20 protein-coding genes are annotated in these 21,088 nt (G+C 60.4%); 11 read left to right on the forward strand and 9 right to left on the reverse strand.

What is annotated here, in order from left to right:
• Positions 1–71 precede the first annotated feature (71 nt).
• Together glpQ and glpT are read right to left on the reverse strand one after the other, a co-directional pair.
• Positions 72–1,151, reverse strand: a complete 1,080-nt coding sequence (gene glpQ, locus ACYF6X_RS00865) for a glycerophosphodiester phosphodiesterase (RefSeq protein WP_019452531.1) — start codon at positions 1,149–1,151, stop codon at positions 72–74.
• An 83-nt stretch (positions 1,152–1,234) separates the two neighbouring features.
• Positions 1,235–2,587 (reverse strand): glycerol-3-phosphate transporter, encoded by a 1,353-nt coding sequence (gene glpT / locus ACYF6X_RS00870; protein WP_063989070.1) that lies wholly within the window; start codon positions 2,585–2,587, stop codon positions 1,235–1,237.
• A 364-nt stretch (positions 2,588–2,951) separates the two neighbouring features.
• Between glpT and glpA the strand changes: the two genes are divergently transcribed.
• Genes glpA through glpC form a run of 3 tightly spaced genes read left to right on the forward strand, consistent with a single transcriptional unit; the run spans position 2,952 to position 7,055 of the window.
• Positions 2,952–4,601, forward strand: a complete 1,650-nt coding sequence (gene glpA, locus ACYF6X_RS00875) for an anaerobic glycerol-3-phosphate dehydrogenase subunit A (protein WP_130017532.1) — start codon at positions 2,952–2,954, stop codon at positions 4,599–4,601.
• Positions 4,591–5,859, forward strand: a complete 1,269-nt coding sequence (gene glpB, locus ACYF6X_RS00880) for a glycerol-3-phosphate dehydrogenase subunit GlpB (RefSeq protein WP_107227493.1) — start codon at positions 4,591–4,593, stop codon at positions 5,857–5,859. Before glpA ends, glpB begins: the two co-directional genes overlap by 11 nt.
• Positions 5,856–7,055 carry an anaerobic glycerol-3-phosphate dehydrogenase subunit GlpC gene (gene glpC, locus ACYF6X_RS00885; RefSeq protein ID WP_063989067.1) on the forward strand — a complete coding sequence of 400 codons (1,200 nt, stop codon included), beginning with the start codon at positions 5,856–5,858 and terminating at the stop codon, positions 7,053–7,055. Before glpB ends, glpC begins: the two co-directional genes overlap by 4 nt.
• A 35-nt stretch (positions 7,056–7,090) precedes the next feature.
• Here glpC and ACYF6X_RS00890 read toward each other — a convergent pair whose 3' ends face one another.
• From ACYF6X_RS00890 to ACYF6X_RS00900, 3 genes are all read right to left on the reverse strand, one after another.
• A complete protein-coding gene (locus tag ACYF6X_RS00890; RefSeq protein WP_025304887.1) occupies positions 7,091–7,654 on the reverse strand; it encodes a DcrB family lipoprotein in 564 nt (187 codons plus the stop codon).
• An 80-nt stretch (positions 7,655–7,734) separates the two neighbouring features.
• The gene (locus ACYF6X_RS00895) at positions 7,735–8,169 is read right to left on the reverse strand and encodes a GNAT family N-acetyltransferase (RefSeq protein WP_063989066.1); all 435 of its coding nucleotides are present in this window, start codon (positions 8,167–8,169) and stop codon (positions 7,735–7,737) included.
• Positions 8,170–8,210: 41 nt separating this feature from the next.
• Positions 8,211–8,870, reverse strand: a complete 660-nt coding sequence (locus ACYF6X_RS00900; RefSeq protein WP_060424186.1) for a 7-cyano-7-deazaguanine/7-aminomethyl-7-deazaguanine transporter — start codon at positions 8,868–8,870, stop codon at positions 8,211–8,213.
• 220 nt (positions 8,871–9,090) lie between these two features.
• Here ACYF6X_RS00900 and tusA point away from each other — a divergent pair, with 220 nt between their 5' ends.
• Entirely contained in the window at positions 9,091–9,336 is a 246-nt protein-coding gene (tusA, locus tag ACYF6X_RS00905) for a sulfurtransferase TusA (RefSeq protein ID WP_025304890.1), read from the forward strand.
• Between the two features lie 89 nt (positions 9,337–9,425).
• Here tusA and ACYF6X_RS00910 read toward each other — a convergent pair whose 3' ends face one another.
• Positions 9,426–11,744: a zinc/cadmium/mercury/lead-transporting ATPase gene (locus ACYF6X_RS00910; RefSeq protein ID WP_130017531.1), complete on the reverse strand. Its 2,319-nt coding sequence runs from the start codon at positions 11,742–11,744 to the stop codon at positions 9,426–9,428.
• A gap of 681 nt (positions 11,745–12,425) precedes the next feature.
• On the opposite strand from ACYF6X_RS00910, the gene ACYF6X_RS00915 reads away from it, so the two are divergent.
• Positions 12,426–13,889: a serralysin family metalloprotease gene (locus ACYF6X_RS00915; protein WP_130017530.1), complete on the forward strand. Its 1,464-nt coding sequence runs from the start codon at positions 12,426–12,428 to the stop codon at positions 13,887–13,889.
• Positions 13,890–13,944: 55 nt separating this feature from the next.
• The gene (locus tag ACYF6X_RS00920) at positions 13,945–14,322 is read left to right on the forward strand and encodes an AprI/Inh family metalloprotease inhibitor (protein WP_063989063.1); all 378 of its coding nucleotides are present in this window, start codon (positions 13,945–13,947) and stop codon (positions 14,320–14,322) included.
• Positions 14,323–14,362: 40 nt separating this feature from the next.
• Here ACYF6X_RS00920 and ACYF6X_RS00925 read toward each other — a convergent pair whose 3' ends face one another.
• Entirely contained in the window at positions 14,363–14,989 is a 627-nt protein-coding gene (locus tag ACYF6X_RS00925) for a lysoplasmalogenase (protein ID WP_063989062.1), read from the reverse strand.
• Positions 14,990–15,149: 160 nt separating this feature from the next.
• Here ACYF6X_RS00925 and ACYF6X_RS00930 point away from each other — a divergent pair, with 160 nt between their 5' ends.
• Positions 15,150–15,506, forward strand: coding sequence for a DUF2500 domain-containing protein (locus tag ACYF6X_RS00930; RefSeq protein WP_130017529.1), 357 nt, complete (start codon positions 15,150–15,152; stop codon positions 15,504–15,506).
• Positions 15,507–15,509: 3 nt separating this feature from the next.
• Here the strand turns inward: ACYF6X_RS00930 and ACYF6X_RS00935 are convergent, their stop codons facing one another.
• Together ACYF6X_RS00935 and rsmD are read right to left on the reverse strand one after the other, a co-directional pair.
• Complete coding sequence (locus ACYF6X_RS00935) at positions 15,510–15,782, reverse strand: DUF1145 family protein (RefSeq protein ID WP_004934327.1); 273 nt, start codon at positions 15,780–15,782, stop codon at positions 15,510–15,512.
• The gene (gene rsmD, locus ACYF6X_RS00940; protein WP_063989060.1) at positions 15,772–16,392 is read right to left on the reverse strand and encodes a 16S rRNA (guanine(966)-N(2))-methyltransferase; all 621 of its coding nucleotides are present in this window, start codon (positions 16,390–16,392) and stop codon (positions 15,772–15,774) included. Before rsmD ends, ACYF6X_RS00935 begins: the two co-directional genes overlap by 11 nt.
• 242 nt (positions 16,393–16,634) lie before the next feature.
• Between rsmD and ftsY the strand changes: the two genes are divergently transcribed.
• The 4 genes from ftsY to rpoH all read left to right on the forward strand — a co-directional run bounded on the left by ftsY (position 16,635) and on the right by rpoH (position 21,043).
• Positions 16,635–18,248: a signal recognition particle-docking protein FtsY gene (gene ftsY / locus ACYF6X_RS00945; protein ID WP_406880197.1), complete on the forward strand. Its 1,614-nt coding sequence runs from the start codon at positions 16,635–16,637 to the stop codon at positions 18,246–18,248.
• Between the two features lie 5 nt (positions 18,249–18,253).
• Positions 18,254–18,925 carry a cell division ATP-binding protein FtsE gene (gene ftsE, locus ACYF6X_RS00950; RefSeq protein ID WP_004934337.1) on the forward strand — a complete coding sequence of 224 codons (672 nt, stop codon included), beginning with the start codon at positions 18,254–18,256 and terminating at the stop codon, positions 18,923–18,925.
• Positions 18,915–19,868: a permease-like cell division protein FtsX gene (gene ftsX / locus ACYF6X_RS00955; RefSeq protein ID WP_033636680.1), complete on the forward strand. Its 954-nt coding sequence runs from the start codon at positions 18,915–18,917 to the stop codon at positions 19,866–19,868. Before ftsE ends, ftsX begins: the two co-directional genes overlap by 11 nt.
• A 317-nt stretch (positions 19,869–20,185) precedes the next feature.
• Positions 20,186–21,043: an RNA polymerase sigma factor RpoH gene (gene rpoH, locus ACYF6X_RS00960; protein WP_004934345.1), complete on the forward strand. Its 858-nt coding sequence runs from the start codon at positions 20,186–20,188 to the stop codon at positions 21,041–21,043.
• Positions 21,044–21,088: the final 45 nt, after the last annotated feature.

Genomic DNA, 21,088 nt, shown 5'->3' on the forward strand with positions numbered 1-21,088 from the left:
ACAAAGGAGGAAAAACCACGTTTTTTCCTCCTTTGTCAGCAATCCAAGGGCGCCTTGCGGCGCCCTTGTTATTACTTGTGCTGGCCCTGCTTCTGCAAGAACTGCACGCCCTTGTCAGGGAAGTCGGTGAACACGCCGTCGACGCCGGCCTGGTTGTAGATCACGTCATACAGCTGGTTCACGTCGGTCACGTATTTCGGCAGCGCATCGGCGCGGATGGTGAACGGATGCACCGCCAGCTTGCTGGCGTGCGCTTCTTTCACCATGTCGGTCAGCACGATATGGCCCGGCTTGGATTTATCCGCTACCACCAGCATGTGGTAGTCCGGTCCGATACCGTCGGCATACTGAGCGATTTTCTTCATCGCGCCCGGTTTGAACATCCAGTCGTAGTCGTATTCTACCCACTTGCCGTCGGCTTTCTGCTCGTAGGTTTCCTGCCAGTCGTTATAGGCGATCAGCTGCACCAGCTTCAGGTCCATACCCAGCTTCGGCTCCAGCTCGTTCTTGATACGTTTGAGCTCGTTGGCGTCGAAGCACTGCAGGTAGACGTTGTCGTTTTTGCCGGTATAGCCGTACTGCTTGAGCACCGCCAGCACTTTGCTGGAGATGTCTTTGCCTTCCTGTTTGTGGAACCAAGGCGCCTTGATTTCCGGGTAGATGCCGATGTTCTTGCCGGTCGAATGGTTCAGACCCTGCACGAACTCGATCTCTTCCTGGAAGGTGTGTACGCGGAAGTCGGATTTGCCCATCGGGAAGCGGCCAGGATAACCCTGTACCTTCTTGCCGTTTTCGATTTCAAAGCCTTCGGTGAACTTCAGCGATTTGATCTCCGCCAGCGTAAAGTCGATGGCGTAGTAGCGGCCGTCTTTGCGCGCGCGGTCCGGGAAGCGTTCGGCGACGTCGGTGACGCGATCGAGGTAATGATCGTGCAACACCACCAGCTCGTTGTCCTTGGTCATCACCAGATCTTGTTCGAGGTAATCGGCGCCCTGGGCGTAGGCCATCGCTTTCGCCGGCAGGGTGTGTTCCGGCAGGTAGCCGCTGGCGCCACGGTGGGCGATCACCACTTTGTCCGCCGCCTGTGCGGCGCTGACCATCGAGGTGGCGAGAATGATCCCTGTCAGCAGGGCTTTGACTTGAGTCCGCATTCCGTTTTTCTCCGTGTTGTTGGGGGCAGGGTAGTAAAAAGGCCGCAGGGCGGCCTTTAAATCATGCAAAAGTCGTGTGACGCTTAACCGCGCTTGGCGGCGATTTCCGCGTGGTGTTTCTTTTCGTTCAGCATGGTCAGCAGCAGCAGGATAACCGCCAGCACGCCGCCGCCGATCATCACCATGAAGCCGCCGTCCCAACCGAAGAAGTCCACGGTGTAACCGACGATGGCGCTGGCCGCAACCGAGCCGCCCAGGTAGCCGAACAGGCCGGTGAAGCCCGCGGCGGTGCCGGCGGCTTTCTTCGGTGCCAGCTCCAGCGCGTGCAGGCCGATCAGCATCACCGGACCGTAGATCAGGAAGCCGATGACCAGCATACAGATCATGTCCACGGTTGGGTTACCGGCCGGGTTCATCCAGAACACCACGGTGGCGATGGTCACCAGCGTCATGAAGAACACGCCGGTGGCGCCGCGGTTGCCTTTGAACACTTTGTCCGACATCCAGCCGCACAGCAGGGTGCCCGGGATACCGGCGTATTCATACAGGAAGTAGGCCCAGGAAGATTTGTCCAGCGCGAAGTGTTTCACTTCTTTCAGGTAGGTCGGCGACCAGTCCAGAATGCCGTAACGCAGCAGATAGACGAACACGTTGGCGACCGCGATGTACCACAGCAGCTTGTTCGGCAGAATGTACTGCATGAAGATCTGCTTGGCGGTCAGCTCTTCTTCGTCTTTTTCGCTGTAGTCGTCCGGATAGTCGTTTTTGTACTCTTCAATCGGCGGCAGGCCACAGGATTGCGGGGTGTCGCGCATCAGGGCGAAGGCGATCAGGGCCACCAGGATGGCGCCGAAGGCCGGCATGTACAGCGCCGCGTGCCAGTCGTTGAACCAGGCCATACCCAGCAGGAACAGCAGCGGCGGCAGGCCGCCACCCACGTTGTGGGCGCAGTTCCAGATGGAAACGATGCCGCCGCGTTCTTTCTGCGACCACCAGTGCACCATGGTGCGGCCGCACGGCGGCCACCCCATGCCCTGGAACCAGCCGCACAGGAACAGCAGAACGAACATCACCGCGATGCTGGAGGTGGCCCACGGCACGAAGCCCATGAACAACATCACCGCCGCCGCCAGGATCAGGCCGGCGGGCAGGAACACCCGCGGGTTGGAACGGTCGGAGACCGAGCCCATGATGAATTTGGAGAAGCCGTAGGCGATGGAGATGCCTGACAGCGCGAAGCCGAGGTCGCCGCGGCTGAAGCCTTGTTCGATCAGGTAAGGCATGGCCAGGGTGAAGTTCTTACGCACCAGGTAGTAGGCGGCGTAACCGAAGAAGATCCCCAGGAAAATTTGCCAGCGCAGCTTACGGTAGAGCGGATCTACCTTATCGCTCGGCACACGGGCGGTGTGTGCGGCCGGCTTAAAAATACTCAACATGAGCGCCTCCGATGGCTTTATCTGTTATCACATCAATATGACCTTTTACGTTCATTTGATGATTGAGCGGATATCGAATGTGGTGTTTTTGTGTTCCATAACGAGCGCCATTGTCGACAAATACGCCTGGTGTCGCTGTGACGAATGGCGCAATTGTTACACTTTCATGAAACCACGGCGGATTTTGAGCGATTCGTTAACGTTATGAAATAGAAAAACGTCCAAAAATCGTGATTATGATCACATTGATGGTTTTTTGTGGTCATTTTTATTTCGTTTTATGTTCGTTATTGTTCCTTATCAAACAAAGACCCTAATAACCGTGGCTCAATAGGCTCATAACTACCGATCCTGAGGGAGCGACATGAGCAGCTATTTTGACGGCGGCGAAACGGATGTGATCATCATCGGCGGCGGCGCCACCGGCGCAGGCATTGCCCGCGACTGTGCGCGGCGCGGCTTGCGTTGCATTTTGCTGGAGCGCCACGACATCGCCACCGGCGCCACCGGCCGCAACCACGGTTTATTGCACAGCGGTGCGCGCTATGCGGTGACCGACGGCGAGTCGGCGCGCGAGTGCATCGAAGAAAACCGCATCCTGAAACGTATCGCTCATCACTGTATCGAGCGCACCAATGGGCTGTTCATCACCCTGCCGCAGGACTCGCTGGACTATCAGCAACAGTTTATCGCCGCCTGTCGCCAGGCCGACATCGACGCCGAGGCGATCGACCCGCAGCTGGCGCTGCGGCTGGAGCCGGCGGCTAACCCGGCGCTGATCGGCGCGGTGCGCGTGCCGGACGGCACCGTCGATCCTTTCCGGCTGACCGCCGCCAACATGTTGGACGCGCGCGAACACGGCGCGCAGATCCTGACCTACCACCAGGTGGTGGGATTGTTGCGCAGCGGCGATCGGGTGACGGGCGTGCGCGTTTACGACCATCAGAATCAGCGGCGTTATGAGCTGCATGCGCCGGTGGTGGTCAACGCCGCCGGCATCTGGGGCCAGCAGATCGCCGAATACGCCGACTTGCGCATCCGCATGTTCCCGGCCAAAGGGGCGCTGCTGATCCTCGGCCACCGCATCAACAACATGGTGATCAACCGCTGCCGCAAACCGGCAGACGCCGACATCCTGGTGCCGGGCGACACCATCTCGTTGATCGGCACCACCTCGACCCATATCGACTACGACCAAATTGACAACATGCTGGTGACCCCGCAGGAGGTGGACATTCTGATCCGCGAGGGGGCGCTGTTGGCGCCCATCCTGGCGCAGACCCGCATTCTGCGCGCCTACGCCGGGGTACGGCCGCTGGTGGCCAGCGACGACGATCCCAGCGGGCGCAACGTCAGCCGCGGCATCGTGCTGCTCGATCACGCCGCTCGCGACGGGCTGGAAGGGTTTATCACCATCACCGGCGGCAAGCTGATGACCTACCGCCTGATGGCAGAGTGGGCCACCGACAAGGTGTGCGACAAGCTCGGCGTAAACCGCCCGTGCACCACCGCGCAAGACGCGTTGCCCGGATCCCGACAGTCGGCGGAGGAAACGGTGCGCAGCGTGGTTTCACTGCCCGCCAGTATTCGCGGCTCAGCAATTTACCGCCACGGCGATCGCGCCAGCCAGGTGCCGGCGGCCGATCGGCTCGACACCAGCCTGGTGTGCGAATGCGAGGCGGTGACCGCCGGGGAAGTGCGCTATGCGGTCAACTCGCTGACCGTCAATAACCTGGTGGATCTGCGCCGCCGCACCCGCGTCGGCATGGGCACCTGCCAGGGCGAACTCTGCGCCTGCCGCGCCGCTGGGCTGCTGACGCGCTTTAACGTCAGCACGCCGCAGCAATCCATCGCGCAGCTGTCGCAGTTCCTCAACGAACGGTGGAAAGGCGTACGGCCGATCGCCTGGGGCGACGCGCTGCGCGAGAGCGAATTTACCAGCTGGGTTTACCAGGGGTTATGCGGGCTTGAGGCCCAGGTCGACAAAGAGCAGGAGGCGGATGATGCGATTTGACGTAGTGGTGATTGGCGGCGGCCTGGCGGGCCTGAGCTGCGCCATTGCCGTAGCCGAACAGGGCAAGCGCTGCGCGGTGGTCAGTTCTGGCCAGAGCGCGCTCTACTTCTCCTCCGGCTCGCTCGATCTGCTGGCGAGATTGCCGGACGGCACGCCGGTCGAGATGCCGCTGGCGGCGTTACCGCAGCTGGCGCAGCAGGCGCCGCAGCATCCGTATGCCCTGATCGGGCCCGGCCGGGTGGCGGCGCTGTCCGCCGCCGCGCAGCGGCTGCTGGAGCGCTGCGGGCTGAACCTGCAGGGCGAGGGAGCCAATAACCATCTGCGTATTACGCCGCTCGGCACACGCCGTGCCACCTGGCTCAGCCCGCAGGCGATCCCGACGCTGCCGCTGACCGGCCAACTGCCGTGGCGGCGCATCGCGGTGATCGGCATCGAAGGATTCCTCGACTTCCAGCCGCAGATGGCCGCCGACTCCCTGAGCCGCGAGCTCGGCGTAGAGACGGAGGTGGCCTATCTGCACATGCCGGCGCTGGACCGATTGCGCAATAACCCCAGCGAGTTCCGCGCGGTAAACATCGCCCGGGTACTGGATTTGATGGAAAGCCTGCCGCCGATGGCCGAAGAGCTGCGGCGGCTGGCGGGGGAAGCCGAGGCGCTCTTCCTGCCTGCCTGTCTGGGCCTGGAGGACGATGCGTCGCTGGCGGTGTTGCAGGATGCGGTCGGCAAGCCGATCCGGCTGCTGCCGACGCTGCCGCCTTCGGTGCCCGGCATGCGCTTGCATCAGGCGCTGCGGCGGCGTTTCCAACAGCTGGGCGGCGTTTTCATGCCTGGCGACAGCGTGCTGCGCGCCGAGTGTGAAGCCGGCCGCGTCACCGGCCTGTATACCCGCAACCACGGCGATATTCCGCTGCGGGCGCAGCAGGTGGTGCTGGCCAGCGGCAGCTTCTTCAGCAACGGGCTGGTGGCGAATTTCGACGGGGTGCGCGAGCCAATCTTCAAGCTGGACGTACACAGCCGCGCGGATCGCGCCGACTGGAGCCGGCGCGAGCTGTTTGCACCGCAGCCTTATCTGCAGTTTGGCGTGCGCACCGACGGCAGGCTGCGGGCGATGAAACAGGGAATGCCGTTCGACAATCTGTATGCCATCGGCGCGGTCGCCGGCGGCTACGATCCGCTGCAGCAAGGCTGCGGCGCCGGCGTGTCATTGATCGGTGCGCTGCACGTCGCGCAGCAGATCGCCGCGGAGGAAAACGCATGAGCCTGCATCAGGACCACAGCTTTGAAAGCTGCATCAAATGCACCGTCTGCACCACCTACTGCCCGGTCGCCAAAGTGAACCCGCTCTATCCGGGGCCGAAACAGGCGGGGCCGGACGGCGAGCGGCTGCGGCTGAAAGATCCGGCGTTGTACGACGAAGCGCTGAAATACTGCACCAACTGCAAACGTTGTGAAGTGGCCTGCCCGTCCGACGTCAAAATCGGCGATATCATTCAACGCGCCCGCGCCGACTTCGCCCAGAACAAGCCGACGCTGCGCGATGCCATCCTCAGCCACACCGACATCATGGGCTCGCTGTCGACGCCGTTCGCGCCGATCGTCAACGCCGCTACCGGGCTGAAACCGGTGCGCAAGCTGTTGGACAAGGCGCTGAAGATCGATCACCGTCGCGAACTGCCGAAATACTCGTTCGGCACCTTCCGCCGCTGGTACCGGCAACAGGTGCAGGCTCAGCAGCGTTATGCCGAGCAGGTGGCGTTTTTCCACGGCTGCTTCGTCAACTATAACCATCCGCAGCTGGGCAAGGATTTGATCCGGGTGTTCAACGCGCTGGATATCGGCGTGCAGCTGCTGAAACGCGAGAAATGCTGCGGCGTGCCGCTGATCGCCAACGGGTTTATCGAGCAGGCCAAAAAGCAGGCCAGGGTCAACGCCGAATCGCTGCATGAAGCGGTGCTGGAACGCGGCATTCCGGTGGTGGCGACCTCATCGAGCTGCACCTTCACCCTGCGCGACGAATACCCGCATCTGCTGGACGTGGACACTACCCCGGTGCGCGATCGGGTGGAGTTGGCGACACGCTATCTCTATCGCCTGATCAATCAGGGACGCAGCCTGCCGCTGCAGCACACGCCGCTGCGGGTGGCTTATCACACGCCTTGCCATATGGAGAAAATGGGCTGGACCGCCTACACCCTGGAGCTGCTGCGGCAGATACCGGGGCTGGAGCTGGTGGTGCTGGATTCGCAGTGCTGCGGCATCGCCGGCACCTACGGGTTTAAATCGGAGAACTACGCCACTTCGCAAGGTATCGGCGCGCCGCTGTTCCGGCAGATCGAAGAGAGCGGGGTGGATCTGGTGGTGACCGACTGCGAAACCTGCAAATGGCAGATAGAAATGTCCACCAGCAAGCGCTGCGAACATCCGATCACCTTGCTGGCGCAGGCGCTGACGTAAAAACGAAAGGGCCGGCAAGCCGGCCCTCTGTGGGATTACTGCTTCAGCTTCAGGGTGGAGATGATGCCTTCGGCTTCGGTCTGCGCCTGCTGCTGATTGTCCGCCGGCAGCGTCACCTGAATGGTCAGCATGTTGTTGTTCAGCGAACCGATCAGGACGGAGGAATAAGCTTTTTCACCGCCGCTGGTGATGATGCTGTCCAACTGACGCAGCGGCACGCCGTTGACGTCGAGCGCTTTGTTGGTGATCACCTGCAGGTTGGCGTCACGCGCGCGCTGGGTATTCTCCAGGCGCTTGGCCAGGGTCTCCAGGCTGTCGGCGGTCTTGTCGCCCAGGATGACGATCACCGCGCGCTGGCCGGTGCTGTCTGCGTAAACATGCATGTTGTTGGCCTGGTTGCCCAGCTTGCCGCTCTGATCCGCCATGCCAACCGGCAGGGTGAACGCCAGTTTACCGTCCAGCAGGCTGACCTGCTGCCCAGCCGGCGCGCTGGCCGCTGCGCCGTCTGGCGCTGCCTTGGTGTCTTTGGTGTTGCCGTCGCAGGCCGCGAGGCCAAGCGCCAGCAGGCTGATACCCATCAATTTCGCTACTTTACGCATCGGGCTTCCTTCTTCCTTTCCGGTAGGGATTCACTGTCGTATCGCAACCTATTCCAGGTTGAAATGCAAGGCAGATGTTGTCACAAGTTTTTTTCCAGTAATAGCCGATAATCAGCCACTTCGCCTATCTTTTCCAGCTGAACAATCTGATAGTGATGGGCGAGCAGCATCGTCAGCATGGCGCGGAACCGGTTACGGGTTTTGACCGTCAGTTGGCGATAGCCCTGCGCCCGCGCCCAGCGTTCCTGTTCGGCCAACAAGGCCTGCGCCACGCCGTGGCGACGGCATGTCGGCAGCACGCCACCCAGCCAGCTGTAAAACACCGTTTCCTGCCGTTGATAACCGAGTTTGAAACCGGCCGGCTGCCCGCCTATCTCGGCGATCAACAGGCTGGCGGGGGCGGCACCGATACGCCGCTGCAGATCGGCCAGGCTATGCAGGCCGCCGAATTCGGGGATGCGTTGGTAAAGGCGGTGGATTTCTTCGAGCGTGGCGGTGCGGACGATTGGGGTCATGAGCGGCCTCCAAAGGATAGGGCCGCCCAGAATAACACGACTCAGCTCGGCTGCAGGCTGCCGCTGCGCGCTGCGATGCGTTTGAGCAGCATGTTCAGCAACACGCCGTACATCGGCAGGAAGAACAGTAGGCAGATCATCACCTTGAAACTGTAATCCACCAGCGCGATCTCCACCCAGTTATTGGCCATGAAGGGATCGCTGCTCTTGTAGAAGGCGATGAAGAAGAACGCCAGCGTATCGCTGATGTTGCCGAAGAACATCGCCGCCGCCGGCGCCACCCACCAGGCGCTGCGCTGGCGCAGGCGGTTAAAGACGTGAACGTCGAGGATCTGGCCGAGTACGTAGGCCATAAAGCTGGCCACGGCAATGCGCGCCACGAACAGGTTAAAACTGCCCAGCGCCGCGAAGCCCTGCCATTCTCCCTGATAGGTGACGGTGGAGATCACGTAAGAGATGAACAGCGCCGGCACCATCACCGCCAGGATAATCCGCCGCGCCAGCGGCGCGCCGAAAATGCGCACGGTCAGATCGGTTGCGAGGAAGATAAACGGGAAGGTAAAGGCGCCCCAGGTGGTATGGAAGCCGAAAACGGTGATCGGCAGCTGCACCAGGTAGTTGCTGGAGGTAATGATGGCGATATGAAACAGCGAAAGCCAGACCAACGCCGTGAAGCGCTGCTGTGCGGTAAACGAATACATATTGTAGCCTTTTTAGCAGTGGGGTGAGGGAACCCAGTGTGTCTTGTCAAAACAGCAAAAAACGCTGCGCGGCGGCATGATACGCGTTTGCGCAACCAATGCAATGGTTAAATTTAACGCAAACGTTAACGCATCTTGCGCAGAAAAACTACCGGCGTAAACTAGGCGCTAATGAGATGCGGCGAGCGTTCGCCGATCGTTTTTGAACGAGAAAAATTGCATGACTGACTTATTTGCCCAGGCAGACCAGACGCTCGACGCGCTGGGCCTGCGTTGCCCGGAACCGGTAATGATGGTGCGTAAAACCGTGCGCCATATGGACAACGGCGAAACGCTGCTGATTATCGCCGACGATCCAGCCACCACCCGCGATATTCCGGGGTTCTGCCGCTTTATGGAGCATACGCTGGTGGCGCAGGAGACCGAGCAGGCGCCATACCGTTATCTGCTGCGTAAAGGTGTATAACGGCGACACGGTCGTGTTGATGAAGGAAAAGTCCCTTTCCCCGAAATGACAACGGGCGCGCTATGCCGCGCCCGTATTGCTTTCCGAACTTAGCTGCGCTTTTTCAACAGCCGCAGCGCGTTGGCGGTGACCAGCGCGGTGGCGCCGGAATCGGCCAGCACCGCCAGCCACAAACCGGTCAGCCCCAGCAGGCTGGTGATCAGGAAGACCCCCTTCAGCCCCAATGCGATGGTGATGTTCTGCCGGATATTGGCGTGGGTGGCGCGCGAGATGCGGATCATCTCCGCGACGCCTACCAGCCGGTTGTGGGTTAGGGCGGCGTCGGCGGTTTCCAATGCCACGTCGGTGCCGCTGCCCATGGCGATGCCGATGCTGGAGGCCTTCATCGCCGGGGCGTCGTTGATGCCGTCGCCGATCATCGCCGTCGGGCGCAGTTCGCTCAGTTCGGTGACCGCGCTGACCTTATCTTCCGGCAGCAGGCCGGCACGATAGTCGAGGCCCAGCTCGCCGGCGATCGCCGCGGCGGCGCGCGGGTTGTCGCCGGTCAGCATCACGCCGCGAATACCCAGCGCGTTCAGTTCGGCTATCGCCTGTTTGGCGTCGCCGCGCAGCGTATCGCGCAGCGCCAGCAAGCCGATGGGCGCGCCGTCTTCCAGCACCACCACCGCCGTTTTGCCGGCGTTTTCCAGCTTGTCTACCTGGCTCTGCCATTGAGCGTCGAGCTGGCCCGGTGCCAGCTTGCCCGGCGCGCTGATCAGCACGGTCTTGCCGTCCACGATCCCTTCCACGCCGACGCCGGCCAGCGCGCGGCGCGCCTGCGCCAGCGGCAGCTCAGTCCCGCTTTCGGCGGCGCGGTTGATGATCGCCTGCGCCAGCGGGTGATGTGAACCGGCTTCCACCGCGGCGGCAAGCTGCAGCAGCCGCTGTTCGGTGCGCGCGCCGATCGGCAGCACGTCGGTCACCGTCGGCTTGCCTTCGGTCAGGGTACCGGTTTTATCGAAGGCGATGGTTTGTATCTGGCCCAGCTGTTCCAGCGCCGCACCGCCTTTAATCAGCGCGCCGCGCCGCGTGGCGGCTGCCAGCCCGGATGTAATGGCCGCCGGAGTCGAGATCACCAATGCGCATGGGCAACCGATCAGCAGCAGCGTCAGGCCGCGATAGATCCAGGTATCCCACGGCTGCGAGAACAGCAGCGGCGGCAGCAGGATCACCGCGACGGCCAGCAGCATAATGGCCGGGGTGTAATAACGGCTGAACCGATCGAGGAAGCGTTCGATCGGCGCGCGGCGCTCTTCGGCCTCTTCAATCAGCTGCAAAATGCGGTCGATGGCGTTTTTGCCGGGCTCGGAGATCACCTTCATCTGCGCCGCCTGATCGACGGACAGGCTGCCGGCGGCCACTTTCTCACCCTGTTGGCGCTCGACCGGCACCGACTCGCCGGTCAGGGCGCTTTCGTCGAAGCTGGCGAACGGATTGAGCAGCTCGGCGTCGGCCGGCAGGCGCCCGCCGGGCGCGATTTCAATCACATCGCCCGGACGCAGGCTGGCGACCGGCACGCGTTTGCGCTCCGCACCTTGCAGCAGCAGCGCATCTTCCGGCACCAGCTCCATCAGCGCCGTCACCCCGCGCCGTGCGCGGTTGGCGGCGTAGGATTCCAGCAGCTCACCGACCATAAACAGCAGCAGCACCATCGCCGCCTCGGCGGTGGCGCCGATGAACAGCGCGCCGATGGCCGCCACGCTCATCAGCGTTTCGATGGCGAACGGCGTGCCGGAACGAATCAGACGCAGCGCCTTGGTGGCGACCGGCGCCAATCCGACCAGCGTGGTGGCGATAAAGGCGATGCGGCCCAGCTCCGGGTTAACCCGATCCAGCACCCAGCTGACGATCATCAGGGTGGTTAACAGCAGCAGCGGTGCGAATTCGCCGAAGCGTGAGGTTTTCGGCGCGGGGGCTTTGGCGGTCTGGGTGCCGAGCAGGGTAAAGCCGGCTTGGGCGACCGCGTCCTGGATCCGCAGGCTGATGTCGGACTGTGCGTCGACCACCAGTTTTTCGGTGGCGAACAGCACGCGCACGCTGTCGACGCCGGGGAGTGAAATGACGGCATTTTCGATTTTCTTGGCGCAGCTGGGGCAGTCCATGCCGGTGACTTTCCAGCTGAAACGTTGGCTACCGGAAGGGGGAGCGGCGGCCAGCCTGTCGCTTTCCTCGTCCGGATCGTCGGGTGCGGCGGTGCAGCTGCCGCTATCGCCATGATCGTGATGGTGGTGGGCGTGTTCGGCCTGTGCGGCGGCGTTTTTCGGCTCGCTGCTGCAGCCATGTTGAGTTTTGCTGTGGCTGTGGTTGCAGCCGCATCCGCCTTCGGCGTGGTGATGTTCCTGATGATTATGGTTTTGCTGATTGTGCATAACGTCCCCCTTCGGGCTGTTAAACGGGTTTGCTCAGCTGACTCTACACCCTGGAGTCAACTCCAGAGTCAAGCGCCGGATGAGAATTATTGCTAACGGCGTTCGGGCCTATAAAGGGGTATTCATTCAATAATGAATAATGCGAATTTTAATCTATCGGCTTTTCTTATCCTCTATTGGGATGAAAAGGCTCGCCTCCGTTAGTTTAAATAAGAAAATAATATTCCTATAGAAACTAAAAAATCGCGCGACCTAATAATAAAGAGTTATTAATCTATAACGCTTTAGCAAAATTTACCCTTTTCCCTGTGCGAAGCCAGCATGATTCGCTTGAGTCTGCAGGCCGCATTACTATTGAAGTTTGGTGCCAACTTATCCTCATCAAGTTTCATTTGTTTTGTAAATAATCCTAAAAAGCAGCATAACAAACTTTCGTTGCGATAATAAATGGTTGATTATTTTATGTGCAGTTTTGCGGCCCTGCCTATAATTGGAATCGATTACCATTTTTAATGGCGATCTTATTTGCTGATATATATGCATTAATTCTACCTAACACACTGCCGGTAACGGCGCATAAGCCCCTTCCAGCAAGCTTAAGGTTCATTAACCGTGGCTTACGGGGAGGTTATGTCTATCTGTCTGATTGATATCAATCAGGTAATGAGTGGAATCGAACCAATGCAATCTACTAAAAAGGCAATTGAAATTACTGAATCCAGCCTTGCAGCCGCAACAACCGGCTACGATGCTGTAGACGACCTGCTGCATTATCATGAGCGGGGTAACGGGATTCAGATTAATGGCAAGGATTCATTTTCTAACGAGCAAGCTGGGCTGTTTATTACCCGCGAGAATCAAACCTGGAACGGTTACAAGGTATTTGGCCAGCCGGTTAAATTAACCTTCTCCTTCCCGGACTATAAGTTCTCTTCCACCAACGTCGCCGGCGACACCGGGCTGAGCAAGTTCAGCGCGGAACAGCAACAGCAGGCTAAGCTGTCGCTGCAGTCCTGGGCCGACGTCGCCAATATCACTTTCACTGAAGTGGCGGCCGGTCAAAAGGCCAACATCACCTTCGGCAACTACAGCCAGGATCGCCCAGGCCACTATGATTACGGCACCCAGGCCTACGCCTTCCTGCCGAACACCATTTGGCAGGGCCAGGATCTGGGCGGCCAGACCTGGTACAACGTCAACCAATCCAACGTGAAGCATCCGGCGACCGAAGACTACGGTCGTCAGACGTTCACCCATGAGATTGGCCATGCGTTGGGCCTGAGCCACCCGGGCGACTACAACGCCGGTGAGGGTAACCCGACCTATCGCGACGTCACCTATGCGGAGGATACCCGCCAGTTCAGCCTGATGAGCTACTGGAGTGAAACCAACACCGGTGGCGACAACGGCGGCCACTATGCCGCGGCTCCGCTGCTGGATGACATTGCCGCCATTCAGCATCTCTATGGCGCCAATCTGTCGACCCGCACCGGCGACACCGTGTACGGTTTTAACTCCAACACCGGTCGCGATTTCCTCAGCACGACCAGCAACTCGCAGAAAGTGATCTTTGCAGCCTGGGATGCGGGCGGTAACGATACCTTCGATTTCTCCGGTTACACCGCGAACCAGCGCATCAACCTGAACGAGAAATCGTTCTCCGACGTGGGTGGCCTGAAGGGCAACGTCTCGATCGCCGCCGGGGTGACCATCGAGAACGCTATCGGCGGTTCCGGCAACGACGTGATCGTCGGTAACGCGGCCAACAACGTGCTGAAAGGCGGCGCAGGTAACGACGTGCTGTTCGGCGGCGGCGGGGCGGATGAGCTGTGGGGCGGTGCCGGCAAAGACATCTTCGTGTTCTCTGCCGCCAGCGATTCCGCTCCGGGCGCTTCAGACTGGATCCGCGACTTCCAGAAGGGGATCGACAAAATTGACCTGTCGTTCTTCAATAAAGAAGCGCAGAGCAGCGATTTCATTCACTTCGTCGATCACTTCAGCGGCGCGGCCGGCGAAGCGCTGCTCAACTACAACGCTTCCAACAACGTGACCGATTTGTCGGTGAACATTGGTGGCCATCAGGCGCCGGACTTCCTGGTGAAAATCGTCGGCCAGGTAGACGTCGCCACTGACTTTATCGTGTAACGCAGCAACGGAACGCCCGGCGCAGTCTCGGCCGGGCGTAATGCGGGAGCCCGGTATGAAAGGTACTTTAACGCGCACCGCTTTGGCGGCGGGCGGCATGATGATGACAAGTGCGGTCATGGCCGGCAGCCTGGCGTTGCCGACCGCGCAGTCGCTGGCGGGGCAATGGCAGGTGGCCGATAGCGAACGCCAATGCCAAATCGAGTTTCTGGCGAATGAGCAAAGCGAGACCAACGGCTATCAGCTGGTGGATCGGCAACGGTGTCTGCAAAGCGTGTTTGCGGCGGAAGTCGTGGGCTGGCGCCCGGCGCCGGACGGCATCGCGCTGCTGCGGGCGGATGGTAGCACCCTGGCCTTCTTCTCGCGCGACGGCGATCTGTATCGCAATCAGCTGGGCGCCGACGATGCCCTGACGTTGAAAGCGCTGGCTTAATGAAGAAACGGGTTCGGCGCACCGAACCCGTGGCAGAGAGTTACAGGTAGAGCGAACGCACGATCAGGAAGTGGCCGGAGAAGTAACAGAAGGCCACGATGGCGTCCGCCGCGCGGAAGGTGAAACGGTAGCGGTTGAGCAGCCAAACCACGTTGGCCAGCAGCAGCAGCGAGGTGCCGGTCAGCAACGAGAAGCCGAAATCGGTACTGCGCAGGAAATATTGCTCGCCCGCCAGCCAGACCATTAGCAGCGTCATCGCCACGTAGGTGGCGATCGGCCAACGCATCTCTTCCAGCCGGGTCCAAAGGGTGGCCAGCAGCAACGCGCCGATCGCCAGCAGCGCCAGCGGCAGCGGCCAGAACAGACTGAACGTCATCTGGCTGGCGAAGCTCAGGGTATACAGCAGGTGGGACAGGAAAAAGGCGCCGATGGCGTACAGCACCCGCTCGCGCGGCAGCAGGAGCAGCGCGTCACCGATCAGCGTCGCCAGCAGGCCGAGCACGATCAGATAACCTGCTGCGCCGAGCACCGGCGCCTGCCAGGCCAACAGCAACAGCAGCAGCAGCGTGACGGGTTTGAACACCCAGCGCTGCCAGCGCGGGCCACGGTAAGAGGCGTCGACGAACAGCCAACCGGAAAAGAATACGGCAAGGAACGGCCAACTCATTTATGTCTTCCTTATGCATGAGGGAGCCGCAATAACCGGCTCCAAACTGTCACCAATGTCACTTCTTCATTTCAGTGTAGGTAGCCTGCCGACGATCGACAATGCTTTCTTGAGAATGCTATGTTTACGCCGATTTGGCCGTGAAGGAAATGGGAAACCGATGAGCAAGCCACCGTTGTTTTTTGTCGCCGTGATTGCGTTGATTGCCGTGCTGGCCACGCAACGCTATTTCAAACAGCGCCAGCAGGAGGCGGAAAACGATCGTGCGCCGATGCGCAGTCTGCAGGTGACGGTGAGCGACAAGCGCAGCTTCCCGGTCGCCAAGACCCGTGCGCCGCAGCGCGAACCGCTGGTCAATGAGCCGATGTATTACGAGGTGGTGTTCAGCCCGAACCAGGGCGGTGAAGATATCCAGCTGCGGCTGAAACAGTGGCAATACAACCCGATAGAAAAAGGCGCGCAGGGCACGTTGAACATGCAGGGCACGCGCTTCGTTTCTTTCACCGTTCAGCCGTAGCGGTCACTTTTTCTTGATGGGTGGCTGTTTCTTCTGCCAGGCCAACAGCTCGAACACGCCAAAGATAAAGATCTTGGCTTCTTGCCAGTAGCTGATTGGCTGATCCTTCGGCTGGGTGGATTTCAACAGCACCAGCTGCAGGCCGTGCATCACCACCATAAAGAACAGCGCCACGTCGATGAAATACTTCAGCGGCTTGGGAAACGGGTGGAACAGGTTAGAGAGCAGGAAGCCCCATACGCACAGCATCAGCAGGCGGCCCAGATTAATCAGCATGGTCGGTTTTCTCTTGCGAACGAATATAAAGGCGATAAGCCACCTGGCCGGCGACCTTCTCCCGGTGCAGCTGCCAACTGGCAGGCACGTCCGCCGCGGCGTTTTCCACCTCGGCTTCTACATAGATCCAGGCCTCGTCGGCCAGCCAGCCTCGCTGCTCCAGCAGCAAGGCGGTCTCCGACAGCAGGCCTTTGCGAAACGGCGGATCGAGGAACACCACGTCGAACGGTTGGCCCTCGCCCGCCAGCCAGCTCAGCGCGTTGGTGTTGATAACCACCCCTTTGCCCTGCAGCAGCGCCAGATTTTTTTCCAGCTGCTGCGCCACCGGCCGTTCGAATTCCAGCAGCGTGGCGCTGCCGGCGTAGCGCGACAGCGCTTCCAGCCCTAATGCGCCGCTGCCGGCGAAACAGTCCAGACAGCGCGCGCCCTGAATCACCGGCGCCAGCCAGTTGAACAGGGTTTCACGCACCCGATCGGTGGTGGGGCGCAGCCCCGGGCTGTTCGGCACCGGAAGCTTGCGACCGCGCCATTGGCCGCCGATGATGCGGATCTGTCCGGCTGCGGCCTGGGGCGGTTTTTTGGCCGCCGCCCGTGGCGAGAGTCTTGTCATAAGCGTTGTTTGATTTCTTTTACGGCGCGGGGCCGCAGAGGTTAACGAAAAGTTGTCCCTATTCTACCGGTGACGGGCGTCGGGGGGAACGGTAAAACTTTGTTGTCTGATTTCACACCGGAAAGCATGCCGGATGCGTGTTGCTGCGCGAGGGAAAGTGATAGACTCGGCGGATTATTGTCAGCATATATCCTTCAGGTATGTAGGGTAAGCGAGCCTTCGGTACGGAGTAGAGTCATAACATGGCAAAAGATAAGAAACGTGGGTTTTTCTCCTGGCTGGGCTTTGGCCAGAAGGAAAAGGAAGAAGAGCAACAGCAACCTGAGCAGCCGGTAGAGCAGGCGGAGCCTCAGGCTGCGGAGACGCCGGCTGAACCGGCCGCCGCCAAGCTGGATGACAAGCTCCCCGCCCAGGAATCTGAACCTGCCGCCTCCGTCGACACCCCGGGAGAGTGGGATAACGGTCAGGCCGGCGAACCCATCGCGGAAAACCTGCCGGCGGCGGCTGAACATCCGGCGGCGCCGCACGCGTTGGCCGAAGAGATCGTCAGCGTCACCGAGCAGGTGGTGGCGCAACAGCAGCCGGTCGTCGAACCCGAGCCGGTTGCCGAACCCGAGCCGGTCGTTGAGCCTGAGCCGGTCGTCGAACCCGAGCCGGTTGTCGAACCCGAGCCGGTCGTTGAGCCCGAGCCGGTTGTCGAACCCGAGTCGGTCGTTGAACCCGAGCCGGTCGTTGAGCCCGAGCCGGTTGTCGAACCCGAGTCGGTCGTTGAACCCGAGCCGGTTGTCGAATCTGAGCCGGTCGTTGAGCCAGAGCCAGTTGTTGAGCCAGAGCCGGTCGTTGAACCTGAGCCGGTTGTCGAACCGGAACCGGAAGAAGAAAAGCCGCTTGAACCTGTAGCGCCGGCCGCTGCGCAAGAGCAGGAGCGCCCGACCAAAGAGGGCTTCTTTGCTCGCCTGAAACGCAGCCTGCTGAAGACCAAGCAAAACCTTGGCTCCGGCTTTATGGGGCTGTTCCGCGGTAAAAAGATCGACGACGACCTGTTCGACGAGTTGGAAGAACAGCTGCTGATCGCCGATGTCGGCGTGGATACCACGCGCAAGATCATCACCTCCCTGACCCAGCACGCCAGCCGCAAGCAGCTGAAAGACGCCGAAGCGCTGTACGGCAAGCTGAAGGAGGAAATGTCCGAAATTCTGGCCAAGGTCGATCAGCCGCTGGATGTCAGCGGGAAAACCCCGTATGTCATCCTGATGGTCGGCGTGAACGGCGTGGGTAAAACCACCACCATCGGCAAGCTGGCGCGCCAATTCCAGGCGGAAGGCAAGTCGGTGATGCTGGCGGCGGGGGATACTTTCCGCGCCGCGGCGGTGGAGCAGCTGCAGGTGTGGGGCGAACGCAACCGCATTCCGGTGGTGGCGCAGCATACTGGCGCGGATTCCGCATCGGTGATCTTCGATGCGGTGCAGGCCGCCAAGGCGCGCGGCGTCGACGTGTTGATCGCCGATACCGCCGGACGTCTGCAGAACAAATCGCACCTGATGGAAGAGCTGAAGAAGATCGTCCGCGTCATGAAAAAACTGGACGACCAGGCCCCCCATGAGGTTATGCTGACGCTCGATGCCAGCACCGGCCAGAATGCGGTCAGTCAGGCGAAATTATTTAATGAGGCCGTGGGCTTAACCGGCATCACGCTGACTAAACTGGACGGTACCGCCAAGGGCGGGGTGATCTTCGCCATCGCCGATCAGTTCGGTATCCCGATTCGCTATATCGGCGTCGGGGAAGGCATCGAAGATTTGCGGCCGTTTAAGGCTGACGATTTTATTGAGGCACTTTTTGCCCGAGAGGATTAATACGGATGATTCGCTTTGAACAGGTCAGTAAAGCTTATCTGGGCGGACGGCAAGCGCTGCAGGGGGTCGATTTCCATCTGCGCCCGGCGGAGATGGCGTTTCTGACCGGCCATTCCGGCGCGGGGAAAAGTACCCTGCTGAAACTGATTTGCGGTATCGAACGGCCCAGCGCCGGCCACATCTGGTTTGGCGGCCACGACATCAGTCGTTTGAAAAACCGCGAGGTGCCGTTCCTGCGTCGGCAGATCGGCATGATCTTCCAGGATCACCACCTGCTGCTGGATCGCACGGTGTATGACAACGTGGCGATGCCGCTGATCATCGCCGGTGCCAGTACCGAAGACATCCGCCGCCGCGTTTCCGCCGCGCTGGACAAGGTCGGTTTGCTGGATAAAGCGAAGAACTTCCCGATTCAGCTGTCCGGCGGCGAGCAGCAGCGCGTGGGCATTGCCCGTGCGGTGGTGAACAAGCCGGCGGTGCTGCTGGCGGATGAACCGACCGGTAACCTGGACGACGCGCTGTCGGAAGGCATTTTGCGCCTGTTTGAAGAATTCAACCGCGTCGGCGTCACTGTATTAATGGCGACGCACGACACCGGGCTTATCGCCCGTCGCAATTACCGCATCCTGACGCTGAGCCAGGGCCGCATGCAAGGGGGCGCTCACCATGGCCAATAACGCAAAAACCGCCAAGAGCAAGGCGCTGCGCGGCGGCTGGCGCGAACAGTGGCGTTACGCCTGGATGAACGCCATCAAAGACATGCTGCGCCAGCCGTTGGCGACGCTGTTGACGGTGATGGTGATCGCCATCTCCCTGACGCTGCCGAGCGTGTGCTACATCGTGTGGAAAAACGTCAGCACCGCGGCCAGCCAGTGGTATCCGACGCCGCAGCTGACGGTCTACCTGGATAAATCGCTCGATGACGACGCGGCGCTGAAAGTGCTCGACGCCATCAAGGCGGAAGCCGGCGTGGAGAAGGTGAATTACCTGTCGCGTGAAGAAGCGCGCGGGGAGTTCCGCAACTGGTCGGGCTTTGGTGGCGCGTTGGACATGCTGGAAGAGAACCCGCTGCCGGCGGTGGCCATCGTCACGCCGAAGATGAGCTTCCAGAGTTCGGATACCCTCAACACCCTGCGCGATCGCGTGGCGGCGGTGCAGGGCGTGGAAGAAGTGCGTATGGATGACAGCTGGTTTGCCCGCCTGGCGGCACTGACCGGGCTGGCGGGCCAGATCGCGGCGATCATCGGCGTGCTGATGATCGTGGCGGTGTTCCTGGTGATCGGCAACAGCGTGCGTCTGAGCATCTTCAGCCGTCGCGACACCATTAACGTGATGAAGCTGATCGGTGCCACCGACGGCTTTATTCTGCGGCCGTTCCTCAACGGCGGGGCGATGCTGGGCTTTGCCGGCGCGCTGCTGTCGCTGGTGCTGTCCGGTGCGCTGGTGTGGCAGCTGGAGTCGGTAGTCGCCGGGGTAGCCAAGGTATTCGGCACCACCTTCACCCTGCACGGGCTGGGCTGGGATGAGGCGCTGCTGCTGCTGATCATCTCCGCGATGATCGGCTGGATCGCCGCCTGGCTGGCGACGGTGCAACATTTACGCCGATTTACACCACAGTAAGATTTTTTTGGTATACTCTTCTCCTGCTGCTTTTGATCGCGTTGCGGGAGAAGAGTGACCTCAAGCGAAGTCAGCACCATCCCTCTCTTCTTAGCGCACAAATTCCCTATCGGCCTGCACCCTCGTCACGTATTGTCGGCAACAATGCTTGCGAAAAAGGGTGAACTTTTAGGGCGGAGTACGGTCAAAAATTGCAGCAAATGTTAAGGTGCCCGGCGTGTGGAACCGCTTTTGCTTCAGCAACTGCCGTAGAATCAATCATTTCCCCGCTGTAATAATCACCTGCATGATTTTGTATTCTCATAGAGAGGGTTTGAATGACCAAAGAAATGCAAACTTTAGCCTTAGTACCCCAAGGTAGCTTGGAAGCCTATATCCGGGCAGCCAACGCCTATCCGATGCTGACGGCAGAGGAAGAGCGGGAGCTGGCTGAACGGCTGCATTATCAGGGCGATCTGGATGCCGCTAAGCAGCTCATCCTGTCTCACCTGCGCTTTGTCGCTCATATTGCCCGCAACTATTCAGGCTATGGTCTGCCACAGGCGGACCTGATTCAGGAAGGCAATATCGGCCTGATGAAAGCCGTTCGCCGCTTCAACCCTGAAGTCGGCGTGCGTCTGGTTTCCTTTGCGGTGCATTGGATTAAGGCGGAAATCCACGAGTACGTATTGCGCAACTGGCGCATCGTGAAAGTGGCGACCACCAAAGCGCAGCGCAAGCTGTTCTTTAACCTGCGCAAAACCAAACAGCGTTTGGGCTGGTTCAACCAGGACGAAGTGGAGCTGGTGGCCCGCGAGCTGGGCGTAACCAGCAAAGACGTGCGCGAGATGGAATCTCGCATGGCGGCGCAGGACATGACGTTCGATCCGACTCCGGACGACGAGGCTCGCGATGGCCAGTCGATGGCGCCGGTGCTGTACCTGCAGGACAAGAGCTCGGACTTCGCCGAAGGCATCGAGGAAGATAACTGGGAAAGCAACGCCGCAGACAAACTGGCCTATGCGCTGGAAGGTCTGGACGAGCGCAGCCAGCATATCATCCGCGCCCGTTGGCTGGACGACGACAACAAGTCGACGCTGCAGGAGTTGGCCGATCAGTACGGCGTTTCCGCCGAGCGCGTGCGCCAGCTGGAAAAGAATGCCATGAAGAAATTGAAAATGGCGATCGAAGCCTGAGTCGATGCGATATTCGAAAAAAAGCCCGGCAAGCCGGGCTTTTTC

The organism is Serratia sp. ID 25-353 (assembly GCF_054792795.1).

Excerpts from the sequence above, each read along its gene's own strand:
- glpQ (WP_019452531.1), bottom strand. The coding sequence starts at position 1,151 with ATGCGGACTCAAGTCAAAGCCCTGCTGACAGGGATCATTCTCGCCACC.
- glpT (WP_063989070.1), bottom strand. The coding sequence starts at position 2,587 with ATGTTGAGTATTTTTAAGCCGGCCGCACACACCGCCCGTGTGCCGAGC.
- glpA (WP_130017532.1), top strand. The coding sequence starts at position 2,952 with ATGAGCAGCTATTTTGACGGCGGCGAAACGGATGTGATCATCATCGGC.
- glpB (WP_107227493.1), top strand. The coding sequence starts at position 4,591 with ATGCGATTTGACGTAGTGGTGATTGGCGGCGGCCTGGCGGGCCTGAGC.
- glpC (WP_063989067.1), top strand. The coding sequence starts at position 5,856 with ATGAGCCTGCATCAGGACCACAGCTTTGAAAGCTGCATCAAATGCACC.
- ACYF6X_RS00890 (WP_025304887.1), bottom strand. The coding sequence starts at position 7,654 with ATGCGTAAAGTAGCGAAATTGATGGGTATCAGCCTGCTGGCGCTTGGC.
- ACYF6X_RS00895 (WP_063989066.1), bottom strand. The coding sequence starts at position 8,169 with ATGACCCCAATCGTCCGCACCGCCACGCTCGAAGAAATCCACCGCCTT.
- ACYF6X_RS00900 (WP_060424186.1), bottom strand. The coding sequence starts at position 8,870 with ATGTATTCGTTTACCGCACAGCAGCGCTTCACGGCGTTGGTCTGGCTT.
- tusA (WP_025304890.1), top strand. The coding sequence starts at position 9,091 with ATGACTGACTTATTTGCCCAGGCAGACCAGACGCTCGACGCGCTGGGC.
- ACYF6X_RS00910 (WP_130017531.1), bottom strand. The coding sequence starts at position 11,744 with ATGCACAATCAGCAAAACCATAATCATCAGGAACATCACCACGCCGAA.
- ACYF6X_RS00915 (WP_130017530.1), top strand. The coding sequence starts at position 12,426 with ATGCAATCTACTAAAAAGGCAATTGAAATTACTGAATCCAGCCTTGCA.
- ACYF6X_RS00920 (WP_063989063.1), top strand. The coding sequence starts at position 13,945 with ATGAAAGGTACTTTAACGCGCACCGCTTTGGCGGCGGGCGGCATGATG.
- ACYF6X_RS00925 (WP_063989062.1), bottom strand. The coding sequence starts at position 14,989 with ATGAGTTGGCCGTTCCTTGCCGTATTCTTTTCCGGTTGGCTGTTCGTC.
- ACYF6X_RS00930 (WP_130017529.1), top strand. The coding sequence starts at position 15,150 with ATGAGCAAGCCACCGTTGTTTTTTGTCGCCGTGATTGCGTTGATTGCC.
- ACYF6X_RS00935 (WP_004934327.1), bottom strand. The coding sequence starts at position 15,782 with ATGCTGATTAATCTGGGCCGCCTGCTGATGCTGTGCGTATGGGGCTTC.
- rsmD (WP_063989060.1), bottom strand. The coding sequence starts at position 16,392 with ATGACAAGACTCTCGCCACGGGCGGCGGCCAAAAAACCGCCCCAGGCC.
- ftsY (WP_406880197.1), top strand. The coding sequence starts at position 16,635 with ATGGCAAAAGATAAGAAACGTGGGTTTTTCTCCTGGCTGGGCTTTGGC.
- ftsE (WP_004934337.1), top strand. The coding sequence starts at position 18,254 with ATGATTCGCTTTGAACAGGTCAGTAAAGCTTATCTGGGCGGACGGCAA.
- ftsX (WP_033636680.1), top strand. The coding sequence starts at position 18,915 with ATGGCCAATAACGCAAAAACCGCCAAGAGCAAGGCGCTGCGCGGCGGC.
- rpoH (WP_004934345.1), top strand. The coding sequence starts at position 20,186 with ATGACCAAAGAAATGCAAACTTTAGCCTTAGTACCCCAAGGTAGCTTG.